Annotated in this window: 11 protein-coding genes and 2 pseudogenes; 8 read left to right on the top strand and 5 right to left on the bottom strand. The window is 58.8% G+C overall.

All coding sequences use genetic code 11. The annotated features are described in order from the left end of the window. The first annotated feature begins 20 nt into the window (after positions 1-20). The 4 genes and pseudogenes from AC0L2R_RS24120 (at position 21) to AC0L2R_RS24105 (ending at position 3,219) form a co-directional block, all read left to right on the top strand. A pseudogene (locus AC0L2R_RS24120) lies at positions 21-628 on the top strand (NodA family N-acyltransferase). After that, on the top strand, positions 621-1,742 hold the full coding sequence (gene nolL, locus AC0L2R_RS24115; RefSeq protein ID WP_473512042.1) for a nodulation factor fucose acetyltransferase NolL: 1,122 nt from the start codon (positions 621-623) through the stop codon (positions 1,740-1,742). The pseudogene AC0L2R_RS24120 and the gene nolL overlap by 8 nt, the downstream one beginning before the upstream one ends. Positions 1,743-1,793: 51 nt before the next feature. Next, positions 1,794-2,699 (top strand): LysR family transcriptional regulator, encoded by a 906-nt coding sequence (locus AC0L2R_RS24110; RefSeq protein ID WP_473511976.1) that lies wholly within the window; start codon positions 1,794-1,796, stop codon positions 2,697-2,699. A gap of 118 nt (positions 2,700-2,817) precedes the next feature. Next, a complete protein-coding gene (locus AC0L2R_RS24105; protein WP_473511975.1) occupies positions 2,818-3,219 on the top strand; it encodes a hypothetical protein in 402 nt (133 codons plus the stop codon). Between the two features lie 313 nt (positions 3,220-3,532). On the opposite strand, the gene AC0L2R_RS24100 is transcribed toward AC0L2R_RS24105, so the two are convergent. From AC0L2R_RS24100 to AC0L2R_RS24080, 5 genes are all read right to left on the bottom strand, one after another. Next, complete coding sequence (locus tag AC0L2R_RS24100) at positions 3,533-3,775, bottom strand: hypothetical protein (protein WP_473511974.1); 243 nt, start codon at positions 3,773-3,775, stop codon at positions 3,533-3,535. Positions 3,776-4,687: 912 nt separating this feature from the next. Further along, positions 4,688-6,373, bottom strand: coding sequence for a nodulation protein NodU (nodU, locus tag AC0L2R_RS24095; protein WP_473511972.1), 1,686 nt, complete (start codon positions 6,371-6,373; stop codon positions 4,688-4,690). A gap of 571 nt (positions 6,374-6,944) precedes the next feature. Further along, the gene (locus tag AC0L2R_RS24090; RefSeq protein ID WP_473511970.1) at positions 6,945-7,205 is read right to left on the bottom strand and encodes a hypothetical protein; all 261 of its coding nucleotides are present in this window, start codon (positions 7,203-7,205) and stop codon (positions 6,945-6,947) included. Positions 7,206-7,534: 329 nt separating this feature from the next. Then, complete coding sequence (locus AC0L2R_RS24085) at positions 7,535-8,437, bottom strand: dihydrodipicolinate synthase family protein (RefSeq protein ID WP_473511969.1); 903 nt, start codon at positions 8,435-8,437, stop codon at positions 7,535-7,537. A 40-nt stretch (positions 8,438-8,477) separates the two neighbouring features. Further along, positions 8,478-9,716: a trans-sulfuration enzyme family protein gene (locus AC0L2R_RS24080; RefSeq protein WP_473511968.1), complete on the bottom strand. Its 1,239-nt coding sequence runs from the start codon at positions 9,714-9,716 to the stop codon at positions 8,478-8,480. 68 nt (positions 9,717-9,784) lie between these two features. Here AC0L2R_RS24080 and pdxR point away from each other — a divergent pair, with 68 nt between their 5' ends. The 4 genes and pseudogenes from pdxR (at position 9,785) to AC0L2R_RS24060 (ending at position 15,039) form a co-directional block, all read left to right on the top strand. Next, positions 9,785-11,323 (top strand): MocR-like pyridoxine biosynthesis transcription factor PdxR, encoded by a 1,539-nt coding sequence (gene pdxR, locus AC0L2R_RS24075; RefSeq protein ID WP_065011497.1) that lies wholly within the window; start codon positions 9,785-9,787, stop codon positions 11,321-11,323. A 179-nt stretch (positions 11,324-11,502) separates the two neighbouring features. After that, positions 11,503-12,225, top strand: a complete 723-nt coding sequence (locus AC0L2R_RS24070; protein ID WP_176478102.1) for a B3/B4 domain-containing protein — start codon at positions 11,503-11,505, stop codon at positions 12,223-12,225. A gap of 1,340 nt (positions 12,226-13,565) precedes the next feature. Next, positions 13,566-13,897: pseudogene (locus AC0L2R_RS24065) on the top strand (FMN-binding negative transcriptional regulator); the annotation flags it as partial. 299 nt (positions 13,898-14,196) lie between these two features. Beyond that, entirely contained in the window at positions 14,197-15,039 is an 843-nt protein-coding gene (locus tag AC0L2R_RS24060) for a TIM barrel protein (protein ID WP_065011503.1), read from the top strand. The last annotated feature ends 161 nt before the right edge of the window (positions 15,040-15,200 follow it).

The following is a 15,200-nucleotide window of genomic DNA, read 5'->3' as shown; positions in this document are numbered from 1 at the left end:
CGCCACGGCTTCTGTAGCGTGTGCTGGGAAATGACTTGCAAGTAGCCGATCATGTCGAGCTCTCCGCTTTCTTCCGAAAGGCCTATGGGCCGACAGGGGCTTTCAGGCGGTCGTAGCTGGGCCGGTGCAAGGCCGGAGGTTCGCGCAATCGGCTCTATGTGCACGGCGTAGCGGCTCACTTGGACCTGCTGCGCCGTTCACTACGGTTGGCGAGGTTGATTTCTTGGTAGGCGAACTCGGATTGTACAGGGTGCATCCGGATCTTGAGAGACTCGGAATGAGCCATTCTATCCACGTCATGCGTCCGGTGCAGCAGCAGATTGGCATTCCATTCGCTTTTGGCACGGTTCGGCACGCGCTGCGGAATCATCTTGAGAGGTTCTGCAGAGACCTCCTGGCGACCATAGTGCCGGGCCATCGCGTCGCCACACATGATCGCGACCGCCACTGCGCTCCAGGTTTGCGATCAGGCACTGGGATTTCGTCCGCTCGGTTGCAGCCAGTCGGCCCTCGATACCACGCCGCGATCCGCGTAAAATTCGATCCTTTTCACCGAAACTGGCGTGCTCGCCGTGCCCAGAAACGGCCGGTAGCAACCGCAACAGATGGGCTGGAGTCTGATGCTTGATCAAATAACAGTCGGAGCGAAGGGACGCGGCTCGCGCCCAGCAGAGACAAACGACCGAGACCTAAGCCTTGACTTCGCCAAAGGTATACTAATTACATTAGTGATAATTGGGCACCTATTACAATATGTAATTTATCGAGGCACTGACGATTTTTGGATGTCTCCGTATTATAAGACGATCTACATGTTTCATATGCCTCTCTTTATGGCGATAAGTGGATATGTTTCTTCTGGGGCAATTTTGCGAAAAACGTTCATTCAAGGGGTCCGTAATCGAGCAGTGCAGTTACTACTGCCAATGTTTCTTTGGTGTGCGTTTATTTTCGCACTAAAGTCCGCCATGATTTATCCAACGAAGAGTTTAACTGGTGTATTGCTGGACCTATCGAAGGAGGTCATTGGAACATACTGGTTCATATGGGCGGCGTTTATTTCGTTCGTTCTAGTTAGATTTTTTGCAACTTTCAATCGACTATCGATGTGGATCATAAGCGCATCCGCAATTGGGGTCGCATTGGCGCCCATCACATTGTCAATAACCCCGTCGTTAAGATACACTTACCCATTTTATTGTTTGGGGTTCTTATTTGCCCAGCCGATCGGATGGCAGAAAAGTATCGTCTGGCGCCACAAATCGCTTTTCTTGGTCTTATTTTCGATAATAGCTTTCTTATGCTTCCTTGGGTGGGGCAAGGAGACTTACGTCTACAACAATCTTGTTTTAGTTCATGATGAACAGTCAGCTAAACAAGTGTTTATGATGTTCGCTGGCTCTGCAGCAGCTTCTGCAGTAGCGATGCAGCTTATGTTCCAGTGCTGGAGAATTGTCCATTCAACTAGAGTAGCTCAGTTTGTCGCGGTGGAGCTTGGTCAGAGCACGCTGCTGCTGTACCTGGTCCAGGGTGCCGTGTTTCGCCTCATGGATTTGATACAGTTTGGAGAACTCTGGAATCTCACGACCAGAATCGCGTTCGCAAGTGTGGTTGGAGTGGCGATTGTCGTCACGGCGACGGCAATTCGCAAGATTGCGCGCGACCTTGGATATGTGTCGCAGATCCTTGTCGGAGCGCCGCCACGCCCAAGTCTGCTCAAATCTCAATCTGCAATAAATTAGCCATCCACAATGGTCGCGATGACAAGCAACCACGTTACGGACAGATGAGGCATGCGTTTCAAAGGCCTTGATCTGAACCTTCTCGTTGTGCTCGACGCACTGCTGACCGAGCGCAACCTCACGGCGGCGGCAAGTAGCATCAACCTAAGTCAGCCGGCCATGAGCGCGGCCGTCGGCCGGCTGCGCGATTATTTCAACGATGAACTGTTTACGATGAGCGGCCGCGAACGTGTTCTAACCTCGCGTGCGGAAACACTCGCCCCCGCTGTTCGCGGCGCACTCTTGCACATACAGTGCTCGATTATTTCTTGGGATCCGTTTAAACCGGCTCAATCCGATCGCCGCTTCCGGATCATGATTTCCGATTTCGCCACACTCGTGTTTTTTGAAAAGGTCGTGGAGCGTGTTGCACGCGAAGCACCCGCCGTCAGCTTCGAATTGCTGCCGCTCGACGACGATCTCGATGAGCTTCTCCGGCGCGGTGACGTCGATTTTCTGATTCTTCCGGAATTGTTCATGTCGAGCGCGCATCCAAGAGCGGCGCTGTTCGACGAGACATTCGTGTGCGTAGGCTGCCCCACGAACAAGCAGCTGCCACAGCAGCTTACATTCGAGAGGTACGTGTCGATGAAGCACATTGCGTTCAGGGTCGGCCGTGCGCAGATGCCATCCATCGAGGAACGGTTTTTGCTTGAACATGGTCTCAAGAGACGTGTCGAGATTATCGTGCAGGCCTTTAGCATGATCCCGCCGATGGTCTCAGGCACAGATCGTATAGCGACCATGCCCTTCCGGCTGGTTCAGCATTTCAAAAAGACTTTTCCTCTGCGGATCGTCGAACTTCCCCTGCCACTACCCACGTTCACTGAGGCCGTCCAATGGCCCACCCTTCACAACAGTGATCCGGCAAGCACCTGGATGCGGCAGATAATGTTGCAGGAGGCATCCCGCATGTGAAGCCGCGGGCGCTCCTGGCGAACGGCACGCAAAAATTGGGTCTGACTCCAATTCGGTGATTTTTGCATGACAGTGTGGTGCTGATTTTCCGACGCTGGTAGCCGGCAACACCAAAAACATGAAGTGGAAGAAGTACTTTTACCGCAGGCTTTGCGAGTCTGAAGGCCTACCCCCTATGCACCGCCCAATTGCCGGGAATGCCATCAAGTCAAAAGCTGCTTCGGCCCGGAGGAATGGAAAGCCGCCTCACACGGATCAAGCACGGGATCGCCCTTGGATTAATAGTCGTACGAGGCGAGCGGTCGACGGCGAGGCGGTCCGCTTCGGTCCGGCACTCTTGGCTTCTCTCGTCGGCACCATCATTCAAAACCCCGCCGCTGGTCGAAATCGACCGGACAACAACGTGCGATCGCGCGGAGACGAGGCTGCAACCGCCAAAAATCGTGAGCAGGATCGCACCGCGCGGCTGATTCGATTGCATCTTTCCCCGTGCTACACTGGCCTGTGTCAGGCGGTCTAGGGTTCGCGCTTCGGTACGAGCAAGAACACTGTCACGGCAGCGAGGAGCGAGGCAACGGCGCTGTAGGCAAAGGCACTGGCAACGCCGGCATCGTCCACCAGCGTCCGCCGAAAATCGCGCCGGCGGCCATGGCCACTTGGAACGTTGCGGCCATCAGCCCACCGGCGTTTTCGGCCTGCTCGGGAGGGGCGCGCAGCACCATGCATTCTGCAGTCCCACCGGCACCGCGCCGAAGGCAAAGGCCCATACGGTACCGCAATCGCCGAGGCCCAGGCCGATGCTCCCAACATCAGCAGCGAGACAGCGGCCATCGCTATGAGCAGGGGGGCGGCAGGGCCGCGACTGCCTGGAGGCTGTGCTCGGCCAAGAATCCGCCGGCCAAATTGCCGAAGAAGCCGCCGATGCCAAAGGCGAGCAACACGAGCGAGATCGTCTCGATATTGAGCGCGGGAACATTCTCGAGGAAGGCGCGGAAAAAGATGAAGCCGGCGAAGTGCCCGGAAGCGACCAGCAGGACGACCAAAATCGCGACTTTGATTATCGGATTCTTGGCCACATCCAGCAGACTGCGGAAGCTGGCTGCTCCAATCGGAGGCAGCCTCGGAGAAGTCATGAGTTGCACTACCAGTGTAACGCGCCGAAGACTGCAGCGATCATGGAGGCGCTTCGCCACCCCCCAGACGTCGCCGACATAGGCGCCGATTGAACCGCACAAACGGTAGCGACGGTACGCCGGTGCGGATGATCGACATGGCGCGCCGCAGGAGGTGACCTGGAACGAGCCGCATCGCCAACGCTGCCGACATCGACCAGAAGCCTCCGAGCGCTATTCCGAGCACGACGCGGGCGGTCAGAAGAACCGGCAGCGACCCCGCGACGGCACCAGGACCGTGCGCTGGCAATTGTGCTCTTCGGCATAGGGTTGCTGCAACCGATCTCGCACGTATGGATCCTGCAAGGAGCATGCTCGAGGATGTGGACCTCTACTCCGACTTGCTGACACTGACGGAGGGTGTCGGGGTCAACGTGGTCGGCCACATGCCCGGCGCGATGGCGGAGTGGTTCGGTGCTGAGCAAAGTCGCGGACGGCAAGGCGGACGCTCCCAGGGATTAACGCGGCAGGCAATGCGGGATTCCGTTGGCAGAAGGAGCTCAAACAGCTAATTCGCTCATGCTTGTCGCCACCGTAGCAGACGACTGGCGTGCCGGTCGGCAGGGCCGTGCAGGCCCTGGTGTTCGAACCCTCCATTCACATCGTTAAGCAAAAGCATTCGCGTGCTTGCCAGCTCAACAGCTCAACAGCACAGTCTCGGCGCTTTATCGGCCATGACGATCAGATTCGTTCGTCAGATCAGGGCAGCTTCAAGAGCCGTAACCGCACGCACCCGCAGTGTCCGGCTCCCTCAGCGATGCTGCCGGCCATTGCAGCCCTAGAGCGCGGTAACTCAAGTTCGTTACAGCCCGCCGCTCAGCCCTCGAATTGACTTGCACCTGTCTTGGTCAACAGCAACCCATCGCACCAAACGTGGTCTACGCATCCCCACTCACAAGCGGCAGCCGCATCCGGAAAAAAACCACGTCCATTGAGATTTGCACTCGTGTTGCAGAGCAGCGAAATGCCCGTGAGTTTCTCATATTCTATCAGAAGTTCTGCAATTGGGTGTTCAGAAGTTCTCGAAACTGTCTGAAGGCGCGCAGTCCCGTCGAGATGGACGACCGCCGGGATTTTTTCTTTCCACTCCGAACGGGTTCGGTGTTCGAACAGCATGTAAGGATCCGGCGTGCCGGGGTCAAACATGTCAGGTGCACGATCCTCCAAGCATATTGGCGCTACCGGTCGGAAATGCTCTCGAACTTTGATTTTGTTGAGATGGTCCTTCATTTCCGGCGAAGTTGCGGCCGCCAGGATGCTTCTGGCTCCCAAAGCACGTGGACCAAGCTCTGCGCGACCTGCAAGGAACACCACAGGCTTGTTGTCAGCGAGCACGCCGGCAAGTTCTTTCAGGCTGCAAGCAGCAGATTGCCAACCAGGCGGAACCTTGCCATGGCTCACATTTGGCCCGCTGTAGACTGACCAGTCGAGATGCACGAAACCTTTGTCGGCGGCCAGCGCACAGCAAGCGGCGCCGATCGCCGATCCGCTGTCGTTTGGAAACGGAGGCACCCATACTGCGTCGAACAAACCACTCGCCCGAAGGGCGCTGTTCCATTTGATGTTCAGCCCGCATCCGCCGGCGATGCACAGGTTTCGGGTTTTGGGGACTGAGTACCCACGCAGCGCCCTTGTCATCCCCCGGACGAGAAGACGCTCCATGAAGGCATGGAACGAAGCAAGTATGTCCTCGGGCGTTTCGGGGATTAGCCGCGACGCGCTTGCATCGAAGAAGTCGTGCACAGCCGTGAGTAACGCGTCTTCGCTGTGGCTGTTGTTCCTGTAGCCAAAGGCAAGGTCCGTATCCCAGGCAAAATGGTCCTCGTAAAGCTCCTGAAACACGTTCACGATGTGTTCATGGACCACTCCGAGCGCAATATAGGCCATCAACTTGCCGGGGATACCGAGACTCCAGCCAGTCCGCAGCTCTCGCCTGTAAGGACCGAAATGTTGGCCCGCGGCCGCATAGGCATGGCCTATCATCGGAAACAGGCACCCAACAAATCGGACTCCACTTGGCTCGACGTGGTAAAGCCGCGGAAAGATGCAGCCGTCCCATACCAGACAAAATGCCGGTTCCTCTGCTTTGGCGAATGAGCTGGTGCAGTATGCGGAAGCCACGTGCCCAACAACATGCGGGTAGCTTTCATAAGAACATACCCCATTGTCGAGCATGAGACCGGAACCTTGATAGGCTGTCAGGGGATCTTCGGCGTCCCGCTCCACATATGGCGCGCCGTTGAGAGTGATAGGGGAGCCGTTACTCAGAACCTGGAATTCTGACTGGATTTCACCGTCCCATCCGTCAATAACGAACCGGTCGATATCGCGCGGAGCAAGCCCGTTTTCCGTCAAAACGGCGACGACCGTCTCAAGCCGCTCGATATGTTGGTATCGTATGTTATTGTCGAGCTTCTCCATCTCGATGCAAAAGAGTAATCTGCCGTCTTCCACGACAGCAATTCCCCCGTCGTGCGTCAGCTTGATACCGCAAATGCGCATAGCAGATCCTTGTCGAGGTGACCGTAGAGCAACCGCAGAAAACGGCTGGAAAACATAGCCGTGGGTTTTGTCGCGCTATGCAGGATCATGAGGAACCGGTAAATTAGATTGTTTGGATGTGAGGGATCCGCGCGGTGAATGATCAGGTCTGCCGCGTGATCTAGAACAAAATGGCTGACACGCAAAAATCACCAGAATTGCGAGGCAGCGCTGTGCGGCAGTCTAGAAGGCCTGGCCACCGCAAGCGCTGGGCAAGGATGTGCACGGTCACACATCACCCGCGCCACGGGAGGTGCCGCGCTCCCTCGGCACCGAGCGCGCGTGCTGAGCACGAAGGTTGTCGCGCTAGAAGAGAGCCTTCCCTGATCAAGCTACTCTTTAGGTCATCGACAAGATTTTCGATGGCGAGGGCAGCGCCCAAAGGGCCTATTCGGCTTTTTGAATCGCGCCGTCATGTTGGAGGAACAACCTCCGACAACCGATGGATCCCGCCTGCAGATCGGCAGCGGAACAGAGCGGCTAAGCGCGTGTGAGGCTAGCGCGGGGTCGGTCAAAAGGGCATTGTCTCGGCTCACAGATGCAGTGTCGGCTCGGCAAAGAAGACGACCCTGGGCCCTATTGACGGATGATCGCCTTGGGGGGCGGAGAGATGACCGGCTTGCACAGATTTGAGAGGGCGGTCGTTGTTCAGGTTGGCCGCCACAGTTCTGAGCGTATCGTGTTCGATGTCAACCAGGCGGCCGCTATCCTGATCCGTGCCCTTCATCATCGGACCGAGAAACGGAGGGTAGCGATGGACGCTTGTCTGCAGGTATTGCGTGGTGAGGCCCATCCACCAGCTGCTCGAAGGGCTGCCGCGCTTGAAGCAAAGATCCTGCGCAGCGATTGAATGCTGTTAGCGCATCAAGGCTTTGATGCTTCGAGTGGAAGTCGTCTGGCCTGCACACTCTTCCGGAGAAATGTAGGCGTTGGCGGCCTCGGAAAGCCTACCTCCCTCGCCGATAAGACGTTCTGCCAATCGAACACGTTGACGAGGACGTGATTGGCGTCGTGATCAGCACGCCGCGCATTGTTCCCGATCAGATTATGGAGAACATCTCGGCTAGTCATCGAAAGGGTCGGTGCGTACATTTTTCCCTCGGCAATATGAAGTTGCGCGGCTTACGATCCAACACCTGATCCGAGGCGGTCCAGGACGCCGGCGAGCTGGCCCTTCGCGGCAGCGGAAAGCGGCTTGATTGGCCGTGGGGGCTCGGCGGAACAGATTTCGAGGAGCTCGGCGATTGCGTAGACGACGCGAAGGCTCGAGAACGTCTTAAAAAGCTCCCAAACCGGGGCCAAGGTGGCGTCGATCCGGTGTGCTTCTGCGTGGTCGCCGTGCTGAGCGGCTCTGACCATCCTCAGGCAGGGATCGGGCAAGATGCCACCGAGGACGCTGTACCATGTATCGGCGCCGGCGATCAGGGCCTCGGTGGCATTCCAGTCGCCGCTGTAGCCGATCGAGAATCCTTTCGGCACAATTTTTTTCTGGTGCGCAAGTTGGCCTTTGATAGCATCGCCCCTGTCGACTGAGTTTTTGATAGCGAGGATCTCAGGCAGCTGTCCCAGACGCTCGATGAGCGCTGGCGTGAAGCGAAAATGCGTGTTTGCAGGATTGTCGTAGATCACGATCGGCAGGCCGCTTTCGCGCGCCACTGACGAAAAATGCTCGAAAACTTCGTCGTCAGTGAGCGGGGTGTAGGAAACAGCCGCGAGCAACCCCGCGGCTGCGCCAAGGGCCTTCGCATCACTTGCATAGTGTATCGCTTCATCGGTGCGCAAAGCGCCCACGCCCACCACGAGCGGGACTCGTCCACGCGTTTCGTCCAGCGCCTCGCAAATCGCCCGGCGGCGTGCCGCGCGCGACAGATACATGTAGGTGCCGGTGCTACCGAGCAGGCCGATGGAATCCACCTTTGCTGCGCAAAGCCGCGCTATCAGCTTTCGAAGCGCCAGGACATCGACGCCGCCGTCACTGTCGCTTGGCGTTATTGGGAAGGCCGAAAGGCCGCTCAGGAAAGCCATGCTGAAGCTCCCGTTGTTAGATTGGGTGAAGCGTTGGGCATCAGACCCCGTCCAGCGCCTGCTCTAGATCCGCGATCAAATCGGCGGCGTCTTCGAGCCCTACCGACAGACGCATGAGGTCGTCGCCGACTCCGTCAGGCAAATGCGCGTCCTTGCGGATTGACTTGCGCGAGCGGGTCAGGCTTGCCGGATGATAGATGAGACTGTCAGCGTCGCCGAGGCTGACCGCCCTGATGATCAGCTTGAGCCGGTCCATCATACGGCGCGCGCCCTCGAACCCCGTTTGGAGGCCGAGAGCCAACATACCCGAGCCTTGCGACATCTGTCTGCGCGCGATCTCATGGTCGGGATGAGAGCCGAGAAATGGATAGCTAACCCAAGCCAAAGCCGGGTGCGCCTCAAGCGCCTGAGCGACCGCAAGCCCAGAGACACTGTGACGCTCCATACGCAACGTGAGTGTCTTCAACCCGCGCAAAATCAGGAACGCCGACATGGGCGAGAGCGCTGCCCCGGTGAGATAGCGCAGGCCAGTTTCGCGCAGCAGGTGCAGTGTTTTCGCATCGCCCAGTATCACACCGCCCAGAGCATCGCCATGGCCATTGATGTACTTGGTCAGCGAATGGATCACGATGTCGGCTCCGAGTTCCAGCGGACGCTGGAGGGCGGGCGAGGCGAAGGTGCTGTCGACGGCGACCTTCACGCCGCGAGAATGGGCGTGTTCGGCAATGGCAGCGATGTCGAGGATACGGCTCAGCGGGTTGATTGGCGTCTCGAAGAACACGAGCCGGGTCCTGTCAGTGATGGCGCCATTGAGATTGCTCGGATTCGACAGGTCGACGGCAACGACCTTGATGCCAAACTGCGGCAGCCCCTGCTCGACCATGGCGAGCGTATTTGAATAGAGTGTCTTGTGGACAATGAGTTCGTCACCTTGCGAAAGCAGCGAAAGGATCAGCGTGCCGAAGGCGGCGATCCCCGAGGCGAGTACCAGCCCAGCTTCGGCTCCTTCGAGATTGGCGAGCCGCATTTCGAGGATCTCGGTGGTCGGGTTGTATTCGCGTGCGTAGAGCCTTCCGCCAAGCGCTGCGACGGCTTCGTTTGCTGCAACGCTTTCAAATCCATACGTCGATGTAAGAAACACCGGCGTCTGAACAGAATTGGAAAAGCCGGCCGGATCGTAGCCATGATGGATGGCCCGGGTGGCGAATGCGAGACCGACGTCGTTCCGGGACGGCGTTGATGTTGCCTCGGCTTCAAGCTGATCTTCGGCGCTGGTCATCGGCTTCAACCCTCTTGATTTCGGGGACAATGCCGTCACACTAACTCAGATGGAACGTCCAGTTGGCGATGAAAGAAATGGTCCAGCCTTCTCCTGAAGCGTCGGCAGCTCGCTCGCAAGGTCTCGGCGCGCGCCAGATCTGCGAAGCTCTTCGCGAGCAGATCCTGGGTGGGATCTATGAAACGGGCAGCCAGCTGCCGTCGTCACGCGGCCTCGCAAATGAACTCGGTGTGTCGCGAACCACCGTCACCGTGGCTTATGATCAGCTGGTCGCCGAAGGTTTCATCGAGGTCATTCAAGGCGCAAGACCTCGCGTTGCATCTTCGCTAGTCCGGAGTAAAGAGACCAGCGCGGTGCCGAAACGGACTGGCCCGATCCACCTTTCCTGTTACGGCGAGCGACTGCGCGCCAGTCCGCCACGGCGCGATTACCTCCCCAACCGCCTCAAGGTCGATTTTCGTTATGGCGACCTCGCCCCATCTGATTTCCCGGCGCTGACGTGGAAGCGTGCGATGAACGCGGCGATGTCACAAAGCCCCGGAAGGCTGGCCTATCACGATCCACGCGGCTCGCATCGCTTGCGCCAGGCGCTGCAGGGATATTTGTGGCGTGCCCGAGCGCTTAGCTGCCAGGTCGAGCAGATCCTCGTCGTCAGCGGATCACAGCAGTGCCTCGATATGTGCGCGCGCCTGCTGCTCGATCCTTCTGACAGCTTCGTGATCGAGGATCCCTGCTATAGAATGGCGCGCCAAGTCTTTGCCAGCACAGGAGCCACGCCCGTCGCTGTCGCCGTCGATAGCGAGGGCATGAAGACCGAGTTGCTGCAGGAGATCCCAGCGCGGCTGGCCTATGTCACCCCGTCGCACCAGTTCCCGCTCGGCGCCGTCTTGTCGATTTCGCGGCGGTATCAGCTCCTCGAATGGGCTCGGCGCAATGACGCCTATATTATCGAGGACGATTACGATGGCGAGTACCGGTACGACATTCGACCGGTGCCCCCGCTGCACAAGCTGGAAGACCGCAGTTCCGTAATCTATGTTGGCACGATCTCCAAGACACTGTCGCCGATGCTGCGCATCGGCTACCTGGTGGTTCCGGCCGAGTTGCAAGACGTCTTTGCGATGGCCAAGCAGCTTCTCGACAGGCATTCTCCGGTCGCGGAACAGGAGGCCCTGGCCTCACTCATCGAGAGCGGTGGTTATGAAAGCCATGTCCGCCGCGTCCGCCGTCTTAACGGCGAGCGGCGAGAGGCACTGCTTGCCGTCCTTCGACGCGCGTTCGCAGACAGCATTGCCATCGAGGGGGCCGATGCAGGGCTGCATGTCGTCGTCTGGTTCAAGGATCTTTCTCGGTCGCTGGAGGATGTCCTGGTTGAAGAGGCGCGGCGGGTCGGGGTTGGCATCCATCCGATTTCATTGCTGTACATCCGAGATGAAGGCCGTGCTGACCGGATTGGACTGGTGATGGGCTATTCCGCCCTGACGATTCGGCAGATCGAGAATGGCGTTCGGCTCCTTACTGGCGCTGTCCAACGGGTAAAAAGCTTTGCCAAGGATTCGGCAAGATGCTCAATACCCGCCCTGACAGCGAACGGGCCTGGCTCGTGACCCCGGAGTCACGCCGGCAGTGATCGCAGACCAGCAAGACTTGTTAGGACTGGCTCTGTCGGCCAGTCCGGGTCCGGGCAGTACTCTGACCCTGGGACCTGGGGAAAGGAATTCTTGAGGAGACTCTAAAATCCAGTGGAAGCAGAGGCGCCATCGCGGCCGGCTTAAAGGAGGAAGCGTTGTTGGATTTTCCGCTGATCGACGAAGAAATAGCAGAGATCGCACCTGACTTTCGCGCAATCAGCATTCTTGTTGATGCAGAGGACAGTGCGCGAGGCGTCATGGCTCGGGACGTGTTGGGAGAGGCTTGCGATTTCGCCCGAGCGGGGGGACCCGCCTGGGGAGAAGCGCACTTGGCCAATTGGGCGGAGGCATACGTCCGGTTCGGCGCGAAACCAAACCGGACGCCGTGCTCGGCGCAGGCATTGAAAAAACGGGTGGAGAAGGATGGCCGCATCCCACCAATAAATCCTGTCGTTGACCTCTACAATGCAGTGAGCCTGCGTTTCTCAATACCCATTGGCGGCGAAAATTTCGATGCATATGTCGGCAAACCGCGGCTGACGATTGCCGTAGGAACGGAGTCCTTCCACACTGTTTTGAATGGGGAAGCGGTCGTCGAAAGCGCTTCCAAGGGGGAGGTCATCTGGCGCGACGATCTGGGAGCTACATGTCGCCGCTGGAATTGGCGGCAGAGCACGCGCACCCGGTTGGAGACGGTGGGCGGCCGCATGTGGTTTATTTTGGAAAGCTTGGCAGCGATGCCGGAAGAGGCGCTCGAGCAGGCGGCTAACATGCTCGTGAGCGGTCTGAGAGAGCTGGCACCAGGGTGTAAGGTCTACAAGCAGGAAATCACCACCGCTAAAGCCTCGGTCGCTAGTCTCGACAGGCGGGTCGGTTGAGGAACGTGCCCGCCCCGATGATAATCGGTTCGCTCCAAGCAGTCTGCGTTCCTTTGCGAGCTGGGTCTCCTGGGGCTGCGAAGGTCGATAGGAGGTAACCCCTCTGGCCATTTCGTACAGGCCAGCGGAAGGTGCACCGCATTCATAATTCGAATCGACCCAGTGTAGCCACGGTCCAAAGATGCGCACATCTTCGGGTTGCTGCTTTGATCAATCTCGACGTCAGACGCTCCGGGGCGAGCTTCAGTCCTGGCACTCCGAGCCTTCATACATCTCGTCGCGAAAGCCGGATTAATTCGGATCGAAGCGGTTGCGAGACATCTGCCATGCTTGGGGAGACTCGCTCTCCGCCGAGGGGGATGCGGATTACGATCCATTTCCGCCTGCCTCATCGACGTGTGTGACGACCACGGCAGTTGTGCCCGATCTGCCGTCGGCCGCGTAACACCTGCCGTGCGGCAGTGCTCGATCGCCGACATGACCTTGAGCTGCCGAGGCTGAGCTGGCCTGCATACGCGACCTGATAGGCAGGCCGGGCAGCACGGAGCGATCTCGATCGAGTCGCCGCACGCTCACCCGTCGGGCGAGCTCTCCGCCTCCTTGAAAAGGCTAAGTTCTCGAGCTGACTGGCCTGCAGCATATCTGCGGGTCGAGCCCCAGCAGGACCCGGGTAACTCCGACTTCGGCGCCGGCCTCCAGGCTTGGCGAAGCTGTGACGCAGCGTGTGCCGGCCGGGCCCCTTTACGGGGTTGGCGCTTTTGCAGTCTCGGCGACAATCCGATGGATCTGCAACGTCGGGTAATCGCGTGCTGCCCCGGGAACGGCCAGCCACCGCAACGACGCCCTGCTGCCGCCCGACCTACATGCGTAGCGCAGTCGGCTAAGCCGGCCGGCCGACAGCATGGCATCACGGCACCGGGCGCCGTGCCCCGCTCGATCGGCAGCAGCATGCGCTCTTTGTGACCGTGGGCCATAATGCACTGGCCGCTCCTCCTCCCTTGAACGAGCCGCACGAGATGCGCCATCTCCGGGTAGGTGTCTTCAACAGCACCCCATCAGGGCCGCCAGAAAGGCTGCCCCTGATTCTATCTTTATCGCCGGCAACTCGATCGGTAAGGGTACGCTGGCGACGGCGGAGCCACGGACGGTTGGGCGAAGCCAAGAGATGTCGGGGGCGCAGAAGCCGGAGGGCCTCATTGTTGGACCGCCAAATTGTTAGCCCGATGATCCCCCGCCATGCCACTTCACCAACTGGACGGCTTCAATTGCAACGAACTGGCTGTTTCCAGAGGGCCAGATTGCAAGTATCTGACCTGCAATGCACACAAGGAGTTCCCCCGATGTACACCCCTCCAGCCTTCCGAGATGATGATATCGATTTCCTGCGAGCGAGCGTCCGCGCAGCGCCGCTGGCGAACTTCGTCACTGCCACGGCCCAATGACTTTTCGCCTCGTCACTGCCCCTCTTGCTTGATGAAAGCGAGGGCGAGCACGGCGTGATCTACGGCCAGCTCGCGAAGGCCAATCCGCAGTGCCGTGTTCCGCCGCTGAGCGATGGCTTGGCCACCTTCATGGGGCCGGATGCTTACGTGACCCGGCGTGGTATGCGGCCAAACGGGAAACCAGGAAGGTTGTGCCGACCTGGAAGGGACGCGCTATGATCGCGCTGGGCATCGGCCTCGCTACGAAGAAGCAGCCTGCCACATCAGTTTGGCTCCGGATCGGTTCAGCATCTTTCCGGGTTGGCGCCTACTCTGCGGAAGCAGCTGGATAGCCTCGATCGATCTTCGGTCATTTCGCCTAGCAGATCAATGTTCTCAAGAGGCGCGGTAGTATCCGCTGCGTGAAAGTCGGCTCACAATGAAGCACAATCGTGTGAATAAAGAGCGGGTCAGTTCGATTGATTCGCCTCCCTATGCCGATGATTTCGGCCTCGTAAATCAACAAACGGCAGAAGCCAGTCAGCCGAGAATGGCGGCCGCCTTCATGGAGGAAAGCCTCTCCGTGCGCCAGGCGCCACTTCGGTTTGCACTCGACCACATGGCGACGCCCGGGCTTGACGTCAGGACGTTCTTCGCGCTCGCCCGCGATCTCGGTCTGACCGACGTGCAAATCCGGAATAATCCCTGCAGTAAGGCTGTTGTGCGCGGCAAGCCGCCGGCGGAGGTTCGGTCTGCCGCTGCCGAAGCGGGCGTCACGATCATCTCAGTCAACGCCCTACAGCGGTTCAACGAATGGACTCCCGCCCGCAAGGCCGAGGCCAGCAAGCTCGCCGATTATGCGGCCGCCTGTGGCGCCCAGGCGCTCATGCTAGTGCCGGTGAACGACGGTTCGTGGTCCGCCAATGGCGAGCGCAATGGCAATCTCCGCGTCGCCTTGAAGGCGCTCAAGCCGATACTTCAGTCACGGGGTCTGGTTGGGCTCATCGAACCGCTTGGCTTCCAGACCTCCTCGCTTCGGTCGAAGACCGAAGCGGCTAACGCTATTGCCTGGGTTGATGGCCAGTCCGTCTTCCGGCTTGTGCACGATACATTCCACCACACACTCGCTGGCGAGACGTCCTTCTTCTGCGATCTGACCGGTCTCGTGCACATTTCAGGCATAAACGATCCAACCTTGTGGGTTCACCCGGATCGCCTCCTGGGAGGTTCCGACAATTGCAGCCAGATCCGGGCGCTACTTGATGGCGGCTATACAGGTCCCTTTTCTCTTGAGCTCGTCGAGGAAGTCCACGCGTTGAATGACTCTGCAGGCGCATTTGCCGCCAGCATCGATCTCATCCGACACGGGCTACTGGCGCGAGTGCCGGTCTAAGGCGCGTAGGCAAATTGAGCGGAGAAGTCATTCGAGATGGCTCCTGTGTCCCGCTCATGCAGATGCTTGCCGGATCACCATTGTCAAGACTGGCCATTGGACCGCCTTGGGCGGCCGCGGTAGTTCGATGGGCCCGCAAGGCGAAGGTTGGATCTGATGCG

The organism is Mesorhizobium sp. WSM4820 (assembly GCF_055811075.1).
Note: the sequence above shows the minus strand (reverse complement) of the source record. Positions and strands in the feature narration are given on the sequence as shown.